This is a genomic window from Flintibacter sp. SJQ-8 (genome assembly GCF_054108085.1).
The window spans coordinates 1-14,742 of record NZ_JBPJWR010000015.1 but is presented as its reverse complement, the minus strand read 5'-3'; the positions used below and the strand labels follow the sequence as shown (position 1 = coordinate 14,742).

The window sequence follows — 14,742 nt, the reverse complement described above, 5'->3', positions numbered from 1 at the left end:
CTGGCCGCCAAGCTGGGGGCCACCATCAACCTGGACGACATCAGCCACATCGATTTTCTGAAGGACACCATCGGCTATATCCCCAAGCGCATCTCCTGCCGGTTCAATCCCGGCGGCACCTTCACCCTGGGGGAATCTGAGGAGGGCTTTCAGGTGATGGACAACCCCGGCCAGGCCAAATACGGCATGACCCGGCCCCAGATGACCCAGGCCTTCCGCCGCCTGAAGGAGCTGGGGGCAGAGGAGTTCGGCATCCACGCCTTTTTGGCCTCCAACACCCTGTCCAACGAGTATTACCCCGCCCTGGCCGCCATCCTGTTCCAGATGGCCGTGGAGCTGAAAAACGAGACCGGCTGCCACATCACCTTCATCAACCTGTCCGGCGGCGTGGGTGTGCCCTATCTCCCCGACCAGCCCGCCAACGACATCGCCGTCATCGGCGAGGGGGTCCGCCGGGCCTACGAGGACATCCTAGTCCCCGCCGGCATGGGTGACGTGTCCCTGTGCACCGAGCTGGGCCGCTTCATGCTGGCCCCCAACGGCCATCTGGTCACCCGGGTCCTCCACGAGAAGCAGACCTATAAAGATTATATCGGCGTGGACGCCTGCGCGGCCAACCTGATGCGCCCGGCCATGTACGGGGCCTATCACCACATCACCGTCATGGGCAAGGAGGACCAGCCCTGCGACCACCAGTACGACGTCACCGGCGCCCTGTGCGAGAACAACGACAAGTTCGCCGTGGACCGAATGCTGCCCAAGATCGACATCGGCGACCTGCTGGTCATTCACGACACCGGGGCCCACGGCCACGCCATGGGCTATCAGTACAACGGCCGCCTGCGCTCTGCCGAGGTGCTGCTCCAGGCCGACGGCTCCACCCGCCTGATCCGCCGGGCGGAGACCCCCGAGGACTACTTCGCCACCGCCATCTGGGACTGAGTGCCTGTCCCCTTTTCCCTATGATCGACGCCGCCGCGGGCAGACGCAACGCCCGCGGCGGCCTTATTTCCGCCTGGCTCACAGGCGAGACTTTTTGCATTGCGAGTTGATCCATATGAACATCATGGCCGAACTGGCCATCATCTTCGGCATCTGTCTGGTGTCCGAGGGTATCTCCGCCCTGCTGCCCATCGCCCTGCCCGCCAGCGTCATCAGTATGCTGGTGCTGCTGGCCCTGCTTATGGCGGGCATCGTCAAGCCCCGGCACATCGACCGGGTGTGCCGCTTTCTGGTGGCCAACATGGCCTTTTTCTTCGTGGCTCCCTGCGCGGGCATCATCGAGCACGTGGAGTCCCTGCTGGCCTGCCTGCTGCCCTTTCTGTGTGCGGCCATTCTCACCACCCCTCTAGTCTATGCCGCCACCGCCTGGTCCATCCAGCTGATGCTCCGGGCACGGCGGAGAAAGGAGTCTCACCATGCTTGAAGCCATGCTCTCCTCCCCCTTCTTCGGCCTGGGGCTCACCTGCGCGGCCTGGTGCGTGGGCGTGTTTCTTCAGAAGAAGACGGGCTTTCTCCTCTGTAACCCCATGCTCATCGCCACCATCGTGGTCGTTGCGGTGCTGGCAGTGTTCCGAATTCCCTACGCCGACTATCTCCAAGGCAGCAGCATGCTCACCCTGATGCTCAGTCCGGTGACGGCGGTGCTGGCCCTGAACGTGTATAACCAGCGCAGGCTGCTGGGGGAATACTTCCTGCCCGTTATCGTGGGCTGTCTGGTGGGCACCCTGACCAGCGTGGGCTCTGTGCTGCTGCTGTGCAAGCTGATGGCGGTGAACGCCTCTATGACCTCCGCCCTGCTGCCCAAAAGCGTGACCACCGCCATTGCCATCGCCATCTCTGAAAACCTGGGCGGCATCCCCGGCGTCACCGCCGCCGCCGTGGTCATTGCGGGCGTGGTGGGCGCCATCTTCGCCCCCACCTTTGCCAAGCTGTTCCGCATCACCGACCCGGTGGCCGAGGGCGTGGCCATCGGCGCGTGCAGCCACGCTCTGGGCACCGCCAAGGCCCTGGAAATCGGCACCTTGCAGGGGGCCATGAGCTCCGTCTCCCTGTGCATCTGCGGCATTCTGACTTCTATTTTGGTCCTGTTTTTCTGACCCAGACAAGATAGCAAGACACGCAAAGGCCCCGGCCCGTTTCGTTGGAAGCAGGCCGGGGTCTCTTCTTATTTCTTGAAAAAGCGGAAGTCGCAGCAGTCCCCGCCATAGCCCAGGGTCTTGGTGCGGGAAAAGCCCATCTTTTTCAGGCCGCCATAGGTCACGTCGTCCACGTCGCAGAACAGGCGGCACAGCCCCGGACAGCCGTTCTCCACACAGGCCGAGTGCCACAGGCACTGTTTGATGTCCGCGCCGAAAGAATCTTTTCCCCGGAAGGATTCGCTCTCCCACAGGTCGCTGGTGGCCATGATTCTCAAAAAGGCCCGGCTGTACAGGGCGTAAAACCCCGGCACCAGCTCCATCCGGGCCGTGGCGGCGTGCTTCTGGGCCGCCACTACCTCCATCATATAGGTCCGCATGTGGCGGCAAGTCTCTTCCTCCGAACAGCCGTCCAATAAAGCCTTGTACAGGGCGATGCGGGGCAGGATGGTCTGGATCAGCGTCTCCCGCCGACGCTCAGACGGGTCGTTCACCTGTTCCACCAGGGCAGTCAAAATCTCCTCCTGCCGGGCAAACAGCGCCCTGCCCCTATCCGGGCCGAACGCCTGGATCAAAAACGCCTTGATTTGCTTTTGCTGCTTGATCTTCATGGGTATCACGCCTCTTTAACAGGAAATCCATTTCTTTCTACATCGTTTTCTTTCTGTGCTGCGCTCGCCACTTCAGTCGAATGGGATACAACTCTATCACAAAGTTTGGCTCCTCCACTCCCGTGGTGGGATGGGAGGCCGCTATCTCTATGCGGACGGAGCCGATCTGGGGCTCGACAAAGCCATCCGGTGTGCCGCAGACGATGTATTGGGGTCCGGCGTATTCCAGCTGTCCCGTCTCGTCCGGTTCCAGGGGCATGGTCTCCAGGGGCTTTTCCATGTCCACGCCCAGGCGGGACAGATAGTCCCCAAGCTGGGGGTAGGCCGCCCTGATCTGGCGGACGTAGTTTTGGCAATAGGCGCAGCCGCACACGTCCCCGCTGCTTATCCGGCTGTAAAATGCACGCGTCTTTTCCAGGTCCAAATGACCGCCTCCTGATCCTAATTCTGATCCTGATCTGTTTTTACCAAAAAGAAAACCAGCTGTCAAGTAGCGAAGTTTTGTTGCTTCGCGCTTCACAGCTGGTTTTGGTTTTTCAAGGATTCTGGTTTACTTCTTCCGGCTGAAGATGCGCTCCAGCAGCTCCCAGTCGCCGTTGCTCACGGCAGCCTTGTCGTCCATCTCGGCGATCACAGGATCGGCGGGAGGGGCGGGGGGCACGGGGGCGGCGGGCTGCTGCTGGGCAGGAGCGGCAGCGGCGGCGGAGAAGAAGTTGTCGGCGGCAGCGGAGGGCGCAGGGGCGGGAGCCGCCTGACGCGCGGGGGCCGCAGGGGCCACAGGCTCGGCGGGCTTCTCGTCAAAGCCGGTGGCAATGACGGTGACCCGGATCTCGTCCTCCAGCGTCTCGTCGAAGGCGGCACCGAAGATGATGTTGCAGTCGGGGTGGGCGGCCTCCTGGACCAGGTTGGCGGCGGTCTCCACCTCCTCCAGGCCGATGTCCATGGAGCCGGTGACGTTGATCAGCACGCCGCGGGCGCCGTTGATGGAGGTCTCCAGCAGGGGGCTGGAGATGGCCATGCGGGCGGCCTCCTCGGCCTTGTTCTTCCCGGCGGCGCGGCCCACACCCATGTGGGCCCGGCCCGCGTCCTTCATGACGGCGGACACGTCGGCAAAGTCCAGGTTGATGAAGCCGGTGTTCTTAATGAGGTCAGAGATGGACTGGACGGCCTGCTGAAGCACGTCGTCGGCGATCTCAAAGGCGTTGACCATGGTGATCTTCTGGTCGGTGGCCAGCTTCAGCCGCTCGTTGGGGATGATGACCAGGGAGTCCACTTTATTGCGCAGCTCGGCAATGCCGCCCTCGGCCTGCTTCATGCGGCGCATGCCCTCGAACCGGAAGGGCTTGGTGACCACGCCCACGGTGAGGATGCCCAGCTCCTTGGCGATGTCGGCCACGATGGGGGCCGCGCCGGTGCCGGTGCCGCCGCCCATACCGGCGGTGATGAACACCATGTCCGCATCCTCCAGGGCCTTAGAGATCTGGGTGCGGTTCTCCTCGGCAGACTTGCGGCCCACCTCGGGGTCAGAGCCCGCGCCCTTTCCGTTGGTCAGCTTTTCGCCGATCTGAATTTTAAAGGTGGCGCTGGACGCGCCCAGGGCCTGCTTATCCGTGTTCACGGCAATAAAGTCCACGCCCTTGGTGCCGGTTTTCACCATGCGGTTGACCACGTTGTTGCCGCCGCCGCCTACGCCGATCACCTTGATGTTTACTACGTTGTCAGGACCCATATCCAATCCGAAGGCCATTGTCGTTCCTCCTATGTAAAAGTCGAAGCGGCTGAAAACGCTGAAAATATGCCCCGCCCCGCCATTTAGTCGTTATTATTTTCTATTGTATCGCGCTTTCTCTGACAGGTCAAGAGAAAAAGCGCGGCCTGTATCGATTTTCCAAGTTTTCCGCTTCAGTCCGGGGTATATACCGCGGTGATGCTCTCCTGGGTCAGGTCAAAGGTGCCGGTGGTCTGCTCCCCCAGCTTCTTCTCCGCCTCGGGCACCGCCGCCTTCAGGGCCTGGAGCTTATAGTCCAGGTCCCCCGTCAGGGGCAGCTTCACGGTGAAGCGGTCCAGATAGCGCAGCTCCACGTGGGTGTCCCCCAGGGCGATGGACGCGGTGTCGGCGAGCATGTCGTGGTCCTCCAGCCCCTGGAGCAGGGCCAGCAGGGCCGTCAGCTTGGGCTGCTCCTCCTGAGACAGGACCAGCATCTCCCCCGCCCTTGGGGCCAGGGGGGTGATCCCGGTGACGGAGACGGCCGTGCTGTCGGCGGGGGCTGGCTCCAGCAGCTTGCCCCCCACGCTGATGAGCCACGCCTGGGTGGCAGGCTTGGCGCTCTCCTGGTCATCTTTGGCGGAACTGTCCCCGCTGCTGTCCCCGGCGGCGCTCTGGTCGCCGGTGCCCTGGCTCTGGTCGGGGGCGGGCTCCTGCTGGCTCTGGTCGCTGCTGTCCCCCGTCTGAGCGTCCGGCTGGCTGGCATCCCCCGCCTGACTGCTGTCCGGCTGGGCAGGCTCCGCCGGGGTCTGGGACACCGCCTGAACGGCGGCGGCAGCGGAAGCCCCCGGGGCCTCGATGCGGGCCACCGCGTCCCACTCCTTCACCGTGATGACGATGGTGCTGGGCAGGCTGCGGCGGATGGTGATCTCCTCCACATAGGGCAGGCCCTGGAGCACCTGGTGGGCGATCTGGAACTTGTTCATGCGGAACAGGTTATCCCCCGTCTGGATGCCGGTGGCCTGGATGATCTCCTCCTGGGAATAGCGGCTGTTGCCCGTCACGGCCACCGTCTCCACCTGGAAGAACACGGTGGCCCCCATGGTCAGCGCCACCGCCACCGCTCCGGCGCACAGCAGCTTGAACAGCGGACCCAGCCGCCCCTTGCCCCGTTTCCGTTTGCGTTTGTTTCTTGGTGATGCCATTGGCCCTCTCCTAAAAAAACTGTCTTTCGTCTGTCAGTCTGTCTCTGTGATGTCGGCCCCCAGGGCGCGCAGCCCAACGTCCAGGCCGTCATAGCCCCGGCGGATGTGGGCAAGGCCGGTCACCCGGGTCTCCCCCCGGGCGGCCACCCCCGCCACGACTAATGCGGCGGCCCCTCTCAGGTCCCCGCCCCGGACATCGGCCCCGTGAAGGCCGCCTGCTCCGGTGACGATGGCCTCCCGGCCCTCCACCTGGATGTCCGCCCCCATGGCCCGCAGCTGGGCCACGTGACCATAGCGGCTTTCAAATATGTTCTCCCGGAACAGGGTCACTCCCCTGCCCCCGGCCAGGGCGGCCATGAAAATGGCCTGGGCGTCGGTGGGAAAGCCGGGGTAGGGCTCCGTGACTACCGGCGGAACAGCACATAGGCAGCCGCCGCTGGTCAGTGCGATCTCGCCCGGTCCCGTCTGGACGGAGCACCCCGCCTGTTCTAGCGCCGTGAGCACCGCCCGGAGATGCTCCGGGTCCACGCCGGTGAGCGCCACCTGTCCCCCCGCCGCCGCTGCGGCACAGAGATAGGTGGCGGCGGCGATGCGGTCCCCCATCACCCGATAGCGGGCCGGACGGAGGGGCGCGCCGCCCCGGATGATAACGGTAGATGTCCCCGCCCCCTGAATGTCGGCCCCCATGGCCTGGAGAAAGCCCTGTAGGTCCTCGATTTCCGGCTCCCGGGCCGCCCCTGATATCCTGGTGACGCCGGGACAGCCGCAGGCGGCCAGCATGGCGTTCTCCGTGGCCCCCACGCTGGGGATGGTCAAAGAGATCTCTCCCCCGGCCATATGACGGCCCGTGCAGCGCAGCAGGCCATTTTCTTCCCGGATGTCCGCCCCCAGCGTCCTCAGGGCCGCCAGATGCAGGTCAATGGGCCGGGGCCCCAGCTCACACCCCCCGGGATAGGTCAGGGCGGCCCGGCCCATGCGGGCCAGCATGGCCCCCAGAAAGGCCACCGAGGAGCGCATCTCCTCCATCAGTTCCCGTGATATCTCCGCCCCGGCGAGGACGGAGGCATCCACCCCCACGGTGTCCCCCCGCCGCCAGACCCGGCAGCCCAGCCCCTTTAAAATGGCCAGGGCCGCGTCCACGTCACTGAGGTGGGGGCAGTTCTCGATGACGCTCTCCCCCGGGGCCAGCAGGGTTGCGGCCAGAATGGGCAGGGCACTGTTTTTGGCCCCCTGTACCGTCAGACGGCCCTCCAGCGGGCAGCCCCCCCGGATGTGATAACAGCTCATGGATCGCCCTCCACTTCTTCAGATTCAGGCTATCCTATGCGCAGTTGGTTTCTTTGGTTTGTTTCCGTGCCGAAAGGCGCTTACTTCATGATCTCCCGCAGGGTCTCATAGATCTTCTCCCCCGCGTCGGGCACGGCCATGGCGCGCAGGGCCTTCTCCATGTTCTCCCGGCGGCCCTTCTCCCGCAGCAGCAGGCTAGCCGTCTCGTAAAGGGTGTCCTGGGCGCAGTCCTGCTCCCGCAGGAGGACGGCGGCCCCCTGGTCGGCCAGCACCCGGGCGTTCTTCTCCTGATGGTTGGCCGTCACGTTGGGGGAGGGCACCAGAATAGCGGGCTTGGCGATGGCGGTGAGCTCCGAGATGGTGGAGGCGCCGGCACGGCACAGGACCAGATCGCTGGCCGCCATGACCAGGGGCATGTCATAGATATACTCCCGGACCTCGATGCCGTTGTCCCCCAGCTGGAGACCCCGGCGCAGCAGCTCCTCCTTCATCCAGGCGAAGTCCCGCCCGGCGGCGTGGATGTGGCGATAGGGCGCGCCCTCATAGCACTCCTTGGCGATAAAGTCCACCATCTTCTGGTTCATCACCTCCGCCCCCAGGGAACCCCAATAGGACAGCAGCAGGGGCCGCTGGTCGGTAAAGCCCAGCTTCTCCCGGGCCTGCTCCCGGGTGAACCGGAAGAAGTCCCCCCGGACGGGGGTGCCGGTGACCACCACCTTGCTGGGGTCGTCATAGTGGCTGCGGCTCTCCTCAAAGCCCACCATCACCCGGTCCACCACCTTGGACAGGGCTTTCGTCGTCAGGCCGGGCACGGCGTTGGACTCGTGGACGGCGGTAGGGATGCCCCGGTGGGCCGCCTCGTTCACCACGGGGAAGGAGGCATAGCCGCCGGTGCCCACCACCAGGTCGGGCTGGAACTCGTCCAGAATGGCCCGGGCCTGCTTTTTGGACCGCTGCATGTTCACCAGCGTGCCCAGGTTGTGGACGATGTCCGCCGGGGCCAGGGAGCGGTGGAAATTCGTGATGGTCACGGTGCGGATGGGATAGCCCTCCTTGGGCACCAGCCGGGTCTCCATGCCCCCGTCGGCCCCCACGAACAGCACCCGGCAGCCGGGATGCTTGTCCTGAAAGATGCGGGCCAGGGCCACCGCCGGATTCACGTGTCCGGCGGTGCCGCCGCAGGTAAAGAGGATGTTCATGTTATCACCTCAGAAATATCTTTGTTTGTCCGCCGGGCGTTCAGTCATTTTTCGGGGCGGGGATCTGCCTGGAGATACCCAGGACGATGCCCATCTCCGCCATGTTCATCACCAGTGCCGTTCCGCCAAAGCTGAAAAACGGCAGGGAGATGCCCGTGTTGGGGATGAGGTTGGTCACCACGCCGATATTCAAAAAGACCTGGGTGGCCATCAGTGTGATGATGCCCACAATGGTCAGCGAACCAAACTTATCCCGGGCGTGGATGGCCAGCCAATAGCCCCGCAGGACCAGCAGGGCGAACAGGATGAGGACGATGGCCGCCCCCACAAAGCCCAGCTCCTCCACCACAACGGAGAACACAAAGTCGTTTTCCGGCTCGGGAATATACAGCAGCTTCTGGCGGCTGTTGCCCAGCCCCAGGCCCAGCAGACCGCCGGAGCCGATGGCCAGCAGGGATTGGATGGTCTGAAAGCCCTTGCCCCGGGGGTCGCTCCAGGGGTCCAGCCACAGCTGCACCCGGGAAGTCATATAGGTCGTGTTCAAAATGATAAAGGTCATCAGCCCGCCAACAGAGCCGATACCGGCGATGAACCAGGCGATGTTGATGCCCGCGGCGAACAGCACCGCCGCCGCCCCCACCATGATCAGGATGGTGCCCGACATGTGGGGCTCCTTCACCACCAGCAGGACCACCACGCCCAGCACCGCGCCATAGGGCACCAGCTCCATAAAGCCCAGCCGGGTGCCCAGGTTGCCCAGGCGTCCCCAGAAAGTGCGGTTGGAGAACTTCTTTTTCTTCTCGGTGGTCCGCTTGGATAGTCGGGCCGAGAAGAAGATGATCACGGCCACCTTGGCGATCTCCGAGGGCTGGAACGTGGGGCCAAACAGCAAAAAGATGTGCAGCCACCGCCGTGCGCCGTTGATCTTCACCCCCAGGGGGGTGAGCACCAGCACCAGCAGGACGATGGACACCACCAGCATGGGGATGGTCAGCAGCCGCCAGTGCTGATAGTTCAGCTTGGACACCAGATACATGGCGATCAGACCGATGACGGCAAAAAGGCTCTGGCGTTTGATGTAGTACAGGGGGTTGTTCTGCACGCTGGCGCTGGAGTCGTAGTAGGCGGTGGCATAGGAGGCGGAGAACACCATGATAAGCCCAATGCCCACCAGCATCAGCGCCAGCATCAGAAAGGGCAGGTCCACCGGCCCGGCGGCCAGCTGCTGCTCCATGGTCATATCACGTTTCGGCTTTCGGGCCATTTCCTGCACCTCCCTAATTCTAGTAATCAAATTTAAGTGATGAGTTAGGAGTGATGAGATAGGAGTTAACTCATCACTCATCCTTCCTAACTCCTAACTATCAAACGGGAAAACGATTCATTACGCCTAAAAACGCCAGGACGCACAAAATCAAAGTGATGCCGGAGAACACGCAGAAGAGCTTGGTCTCGCTCCAGCCGCCCAGTTCCAGGTGGTGGTGCAGGGGGGCCATGCGGAAAAAGCGCTTGCCGTGGGTCTTTTTGAAATAGACCACCTGGATGATGTCAGACAGCACCTCCGCCACATAGATAAGGCCGATGACGGGAATGATGAGGGGGATGTTCAGGGCAAAGGCCAGGCCGCACACCATGCCCCCCAGAAACAGAGAGCCGGTGTCCCCCATAAAGACCTTGGCGGGGTGGAAGTTATAGATGAGGAAGGCGCACAGGCCGCCGGCCAGGGCGGCGGAGAGCACCGTCAGGTCGTTGCGGCCATACCAGGCGGACACGGCCACATAGAACAGGGCCACGGGGATGGTCACGCCGGTGGCCAGGCCGTCGATGCCGTCGGTGAGGTTCACGGCGTTCACCGTGCCCACCATGACAAAGGCGGCAAAGACCATATACAGCCACCAGGGCATGGGGAACTCCACGTTGAAGAAGGGGATATACAGGGTGTGGGTCAGATAGCCGCTGTTGCGCAGCAGCACCGTGAACACGATGGCCGCCGCCAGCTGGAGCAGGAACTTCTGGGGGGCGGTAAGACCCTCGTTGGCGTGGTGGCGCAGCTTCTGAAAGTCGTCAATGAAGCCGATGATACCGAACACCAGGGCAAACAGGAACACATACAGGTGGTTCCGGTTGCCCGCCATCAGATCGGGCCAGCCCGCCGTGAACACCGCCACGGCGATGGCCAGAATGAACATCAGCCCGCCCATGGTGGGAGTGCCCTGCTTGGCCATGTGCCAGGTGGGGCCGTCTTCCCGGATGGCCTGCCCCGCCTTCAGGCGGTGGAGCAGGGGGATCAGGATCTGCCCGGCGATGGCCCCCACGCCGAAGGCCACGATAAAGCTGAGAATATACGTCATGTTGGAAAACCTCCCGGTCATCTTTCTCTTTTGTCCGTCCCGCGCACACACACCGCGGGACAGGTTATTATACTACGGCGGCAGGAAGATTTCCAGCCCTATCTTTTCGCCCGTCCCGCGCCCGGAACCAGCTTGCCACGATCTCCCGCTCGTCCATGGGGAACTGCACGCCGTTTATCTCCTGATAGGTCTCGTGGCCCTTGCCCGCCAGCACGATCACGTCCCCCGGCTGGCCCTGGTCCAATACCCAGGCGATGGCCCGGCGGCGGTCCGGCTCCACGTGGACGGGGGCCTCCCCTTCCGCCATACCAGCCTGAATGTCCCGGATGATGGCCTCCGGCTCCTCCGTCCGGGGGTTATCCGAGGTGAGCACCACTAAATCGGCCAGCTCCCGGGCGATGGCCCCCATGATGGGGCGTTTGGTCTTATCCCGGTCTCCCCCGCAGCCGAACAGACAGATCAGCCGTCCGGCGGTAAAGTCCCGGGCGGTGAGCAGGATGTTCTCCAGGGCGTTGGGGCTGTGGGCATAGTCGATGAGCACCGTATAGGCCCGGGGCACGGGTACCACCTCCACCCGGCCCTTCACCCCGTGGACGCTGCGCAGGGCGGGGGCCAGCCGTTCTAAGGGCAGCTCCAGGCACAGTCCGGCGGACAGGGCCGCCAGGGCGTTGTAAATGGAGAAGCCCCCGGGGATGGGCAGATGGACCCGGGCGATGTGGCCCAGGGTCACCGCCTCGAACTCCACGTGGCCGGGGAACAGGCGGATGTTCCGGGCCGTTAGATCAGCCTGGGCCCGGTTTTCGGAGTAGGTGAACACCGGGCCGGAGATGCGCCCGGCGTACCACCGCCCCGCCTCGTCGTCCAGATTGACCACGCTGCGGCGGCACTGGGCAAACAGCAGGCCCTTGGCCCGGCGGTATTCCTCCATGGTCCCGTGATAATCCAAATGGTCCTGGGTCAGGTTGGTGAACACCCCCACGTCAAAGGTCAGCCCCGCCACCCGGTGCTGGACCAGGGCGTGGGAGGAGACCTCCATCACTACAAAGGCACACCCGGCGTCGGCCATGGTCCGCAGCAGCTGCTGCAATTCATAGCTCTCCGGGGTGGTGCGGTTGGCGGGCAGCTCCTGCTGCCCCACCAGGTTCCGGTTGGTCCCCACCAGCCCTACTGGGACGCGGAGGGTCTGCTCCAGCATCTCTTTGATAAGGCAGGTGGTGGTGGTCTTGCCGTTGGTCCCGGTGACGGCGATGAGGGTCATCTCCGCCCCCGGGTGGTCAAACCAGTTGGCCGAGGCCAACGCCAGGGCCAGCCGGGCGTCTGGGGTGGTCAGCCAAGAGCCGGGGCGCTTTGGCGGCTGCTGGCACAGCACCGCCGCGGCCCCCCGCTCCATGGCCTGGTCAATAAACCGGCTGCCATCCGTCTTGGCGCCCGGCAGGGCGACGAACAGCGCCCCCGGCTCCAGCGTCCGGCTGTCGTAGGACAGGGAGGTTATCTCCATGTCCCCGTCAAAATTCTCTTCCGTCAGCGGCACGCCCGCCAACAGCTTGCGCAGCTTCATAGCGTTTTGCCCCTTTGTGGGGAGTTTCATTCTCTCTAAGAAGCGCTCTTGCCCCCTCCGGGGCAGTTAGGAGTTAGGAGTGATGAGAGATGAGTTTTAACTCCTAACTCATCACTCAAAGACCATCCTCCACCACGTTGGAGAACTGCACCTCGATCACGGTGCCGATGGGGGCCGTCTCTCCGGCGGCCACGCTCTGGCCGCTGGCGGTGGTGGAATTGCCGTAATAGGTGGACACGCCGGCGGCCCGCATGAAGAAGCCGCTGTCCTCCAGCCGCTTTTTGGCCGACTCATAGCCCAGACCCACCACGTTGGGCACGGTGCCCGTCTCCTCCGGCGCGGCACTGCCCAGGTACAGAATGACCTTGGACCCGCCGGGGACCGAGGCCCCCGAGGCCGGGATCTGGGCGGTGACGGTGTCGCCCTCGCCCACGGTGCGGCTGCTCAGGCCCTTCTTGCGCAGGGCGCTGTCCGCCGCGTCCACCGTCATGCCGGTCACCTGGGGGGTGACCACGTCCACAGCTGCGGACTCCGCCGCCGTGTACTTCTTCTCCACGCCCATATAGTCCAGGATGTCGGCCAGCAGGGGGCCGATCTTGGGGGCGGCCATGTTGCCGCCGCTGATGTACACCCCGGTGGTGGAATAGTGGCTGCCGGGGGAGGCCTCCTGGGGCTTGTCATAGGCCAGCAGGGCAATGACCTCCGGGTCGTCTGCCGGGGCAAAGCCCATGAAGGAGACGATGGTGCGCCCCTCCTCCTGGGTCTCGGAGGAGCCGGTCTTGCCGCCGATGCGATAGCCGGCCACATAGGCGTTTTTGCCCGTGCCCTCGGACACCACGCTCTCTAAGATCTTGCTCACCCGCTGGCTGGTCTCCTGGCTGACCACCTGGCGGACCACGGTGGGCTGGGTGTTCTCCACCACCGTCTTGTCCCGGGTGCTCACCGACTGGACCACATAGGGCTTTACCAGGTCGCCCCCGTTGACGGTGGCGGCAAAGGCGGTGATCATCTGTAGCGGAGTCACCTCAAAGCGCTGGCCGAAGGAGGCCACCGCCAGGTCCACGTTGGTCATCTTCTCCCGGCTCCAATAGGCGTCCTTCAGGCTGGCCTCGCCGGGCAGGTCGATGCCCGTCTGCTCGGTCATGCCAAAGGCCTCGAAATAGTTATAGAACTTCTCCAGCCCCAGCCGCTGGCCGATCTGGATAAAGGCGGGGTTGCAGGAGTTCTGCACCGCCTGGGCCAGGGTCTGCATCCCGTGGCCCGTGCGCTTGGAGCAGCCGATGGGCTTGTCGTATCCCGCCACTTTGTAGGAGCCGCTGCAATAGAAGGTGTCGTTTTCCGACACCACGCCCTCCTCCAGGGCGGCGGCCAGCACCACGGCCTTGAAGGTGGAGCCCGGCTCATAGCGGGAGTCCAGGGCCTTGCTGCGCCACTGGGTGTTCACCGCGTTGGAATAGGCCTGGGCCTGGGCCTTTTCCAGCAGCTCAGACTCGGTAAGATTCTCCGTGTTGTTCTTTTTCAGGTTGGCATAGATGTCGTTGGCGTCCTGCTCCATCTCCTGATTGAGCAGCTGGTCGGTGATGGTGGAGTAGTTGTTGGGGTCGAAGCCGGGGGAGCTGGCCATGGCCAAAATGGCCCCCGTCTTGGGATTCATCACGATGCAGAAGGCCCCGTTGCGCACGTCATAGGCCTTGATGCCCTCCTCCAGGGTCTTCTCCGCATAGGACTGGATGGTGGCGTCGATGGTCAGGGTCAGGTCATAGCCGTCGATGGCGTCGATAAACTCGGAATAGTTGTTGTACATCTGGGTGCCCGCGCCGGTGCGGGTGGTGATGACCCGGCCCGCCGTGCCCTTCAGCACGTCATCATAGGCCGCCTCGATGCCCACCGCGCCCCCCTCGGCGTTGACAAAGCCCAGGGTCTGGGCCGCCAGACTGGCATAGGGGTAATACCGCTGGGTCCCCGTCACCAGATAGAGATAGTGAGAGGTCTTGTTCTGCACGATGTAGTCCCGGATGGCCTTGGCGTCCTCCTCCTCGATCTTGGTCTTGATCTCCCGATAGGAGTATTCCGTGGCCTGCACCTGCTTTTCCAGCTTCTCCTGGTCCAGGTCGGGGATCAGACCCATCAGGTCCCGCACCAGCTGGTCCTGGGCCGCCTTCACGGCGGCATTCCAGGCGGCCTCGTTCAGGTTTCCGTCGCCGTCGGTATAGTCCTTTTTGTCCACGCAGTCCTGCATCAGGTCCTTGGGGGACAGGATCAGCTTATACACCGTGGCCGACATGGCCAGCACGTTGCCGTTGCAGTCATAGATGTTGCCCCGGGCGGCGGAGACGGACAGGTCCAGGGTCTGCTGCCCCGTGGCCTGGCGCTGATAGTCCTCGTGGTGCGACGATGGCGATGTCCCACAGCCGCAGGAACAGGGGGATGAACAGCCCCACGCCGCACAGCAGCATCAAGATCACGGTCCGCTTGAGGATGGTCCGTTTAGAGCGCCGCTCCCGGGCGGCGGTCACTTCGCTGCTGTGTCGTTTTTCCTGTCTGCCGTCCATAAACGGATTCCTCCCTTTTGCGGTATAAGGGCGCAAGAAAATTTCTTTCTTGCGCCCTTGTCTGTTCTCTCTGGTTTCTGTTTGGCTGACCCTGGGTCCACTCTATGCGCGCTTCAGCGGAAATATTCGATCATGT

14 protein-coding genes are annotated in these 14,742 nt (G+C 63.7%); 3 read left to right on the top strand and 11 right to left on the bottom strand.

Features of this window, described 5'->3' with window-relative positions; genetic code table 11:
• From ACSAMP_RS11435 to ACSAMP_RS11425, 3 genes are all read left to right on the top strand, one after another.
• On the top strand, positions 1-942 hold a 942-nt coding region (locus ACSAMP_RS11435; RefSeq protein WP_457800542.1), incomplete at its 5' end, for a type III PLP-dependent enzyme domain-containing protein.
• Between the two features lie 115 nt (positions 943-1,057).
• Positions 1,058-1,426, top strand: coding sequence for a CidA/LrgA family protein (locus tag ACSAMP_RS11430; RefSeq protein WP_457800541.1), 369 nt, complete (start codon positions 1,058-1,060; stop codon positions 1,424-1,426).
• The gene (locus tag ACSAMP_RS11425) at positions 1,419-2,099 is read left to right on the top strand and encodes an LrgB family protein (protein WP_457800540.1); all 681 of its coding nucleotides are present in this window, start codon (positions 1,419-1,421) and stop codon (positions 2,097-2,099) included. The genes ACSAMP_RS11430 and ACSAMP_RS11425 overlap by 8 nt, the downstream gene beginning before the upstream one ends.
• 68 nt (positions 2,100-2,167) lie before the next feature.
• Here the strand turns inward: ACSAMP_RS11425 and ACSAMP_RS11420 are convergent, their stop codons facing one another.
• The 11 genes from ACSAMP_RS11420 to ACSAMP_RS11370 all read right to left on the bottom strand — a co-directional run bounded on the left by ACSAMP_RS11420 (position 2,168) and on the right by ACSAMP_RS11370 (position 14,606).
• Positions 2,168-2,749, bottom strand: a complete 582-nt coding sequence (locus ACSAMP_RS11420) for an L-2-amino-thiazoline-4-carboxylic acid hydrolase (protein WP_457800539.1) — start codon at positions 2,747-2,749, stop codon at positions 2,168-2,170.
• Between the two features lie 37 nt (positions 2,750-2,786).
• Entirely contained in the window at positions 2,787-3,173 is a 387-nt protein-coding gene (locus tag ACSAMP_RS11415) for a hypothetical protein (protein ID WP_457800538.1), read from the bottom strand.
• A gap of 126 nt (positions 3,174-3,299) precedes the next feature.
• Positions 3,300-4,496: a cell division protein FtsZ gene (ftsZ, locus tag ACSAMP_RS11410; protein WP_457800537.1), complete on the bottom strand. Its 1,197-nt coding sequence runs from the start codon at positions 4,494-4,496 to the stop codon at positions 3,300-3,302.
• Positions 4,497-4,651: 155 nt separating this feature from the next.
• Complete coding sequence (locus tag ACSAMP_RS11405) at positions 4,652-5,659, bottom strand: cell division protein FtsQ/DivIB (RefSeq protein WP_457800536.1); 1,008 nt, start codon at positions 5,657-5,659, stop codon at positions 4,652-4,654.
• A gap of 33 nt (positions 5,660-5,692) precedes the next feature.
• A complete protein-coding gene (gene murA, locus ACSAMP_RS11400) occupies positions 5,693-6,946 on the bottom strand; it encodes a UDP-N-acetylglucosamine 1-carboxyvinyltransferase (RefSeq protein WP_457800535.1) in 1,254 nt (417 codons plus the stop codon).
• 80 nt (positions 6,947-7,026) lie between these two features.
• The gene (murG, locus tag ACSAMP_RS11395; protein WP_457800534.1) at positions 7,027-8,145 is read right to left on the bottom strand and encodes an undecaprenyldiphospho-muramoylpentapeptide beta-N-acetylglucosaminyltransferase; all 1,119 of its coding nucleotides are present in this window, start codon (positions 8,143-8,145) and stop codon (positions 7,027-7,029) included.
• Between the two features lie 40 nt (positions 8,146-8,185).
• Entirely contained in the window at positions 8,186-9,409 is a 1,224-nt protein-coding gene (gene ftsW / locus ACSAMP_RS11390; protein ID WP_457800533.1) for a putative lipid II flippase FtsW, read from the bottom strand.
• Between the two features lie 100 nt (positions 9,410-9,509).
• The gene (mraY, locus tag ACSAMP_RS11385; RefSeq protein ID WP_441796609.1) at positions 9,510-10,496 is read right to left on the bottom strand and encodes a phospho-N-acetylmuramoyl-pentapeptide-transferase; all 987 of its coding nucleotides are present in this window, start codon (positions 10,494-10,496) and stop codon (positions 9,510-9,512) included.
• 67 nt (positions 10,497-10,563) lie between these two features.
• Complete coding sequence (locus ACSAMP_RS11380; RefSeq protein ID WP_457800532.1) at positions 10,564-12,054, bottom strand: UDP-N-acetylmuramoyl-L-alanyl-D-glutamate--2,6-diaminopimelate ligase; 1,491 nt, start codon at positions 12,052-12,054, stop codon at positions 10,564-10,566.
• A 115-nt stretch (positions 12,055-12,169) separates the two neighbouring features.
• Positions 12,170-14,338, bottom strand: coding sequence for a penicillin-binding transpeptidase domain-containing protein (locus tag ACSAMP_RS11375; RefSeq protein ID WP_457800543.1), 2,169 nt, complete (start codon positions 14,336-14,338; stop codon positions 12,170-12,172).
• Positions 14,339-14,360: 22 nt separating this feature from the next.
• Positions 14,361-14,606, bottom strand: a complete 246-nt coding sequence (locus ACSAMP_RS11370) for a hypothetical protein (protein ID WP_457800531.1) — start codon at positions 14,604-14,606, stop codon at positions 14,361-14,363.
• Positions 14,607-14,742: the final 136 nt, after the last annotated feature.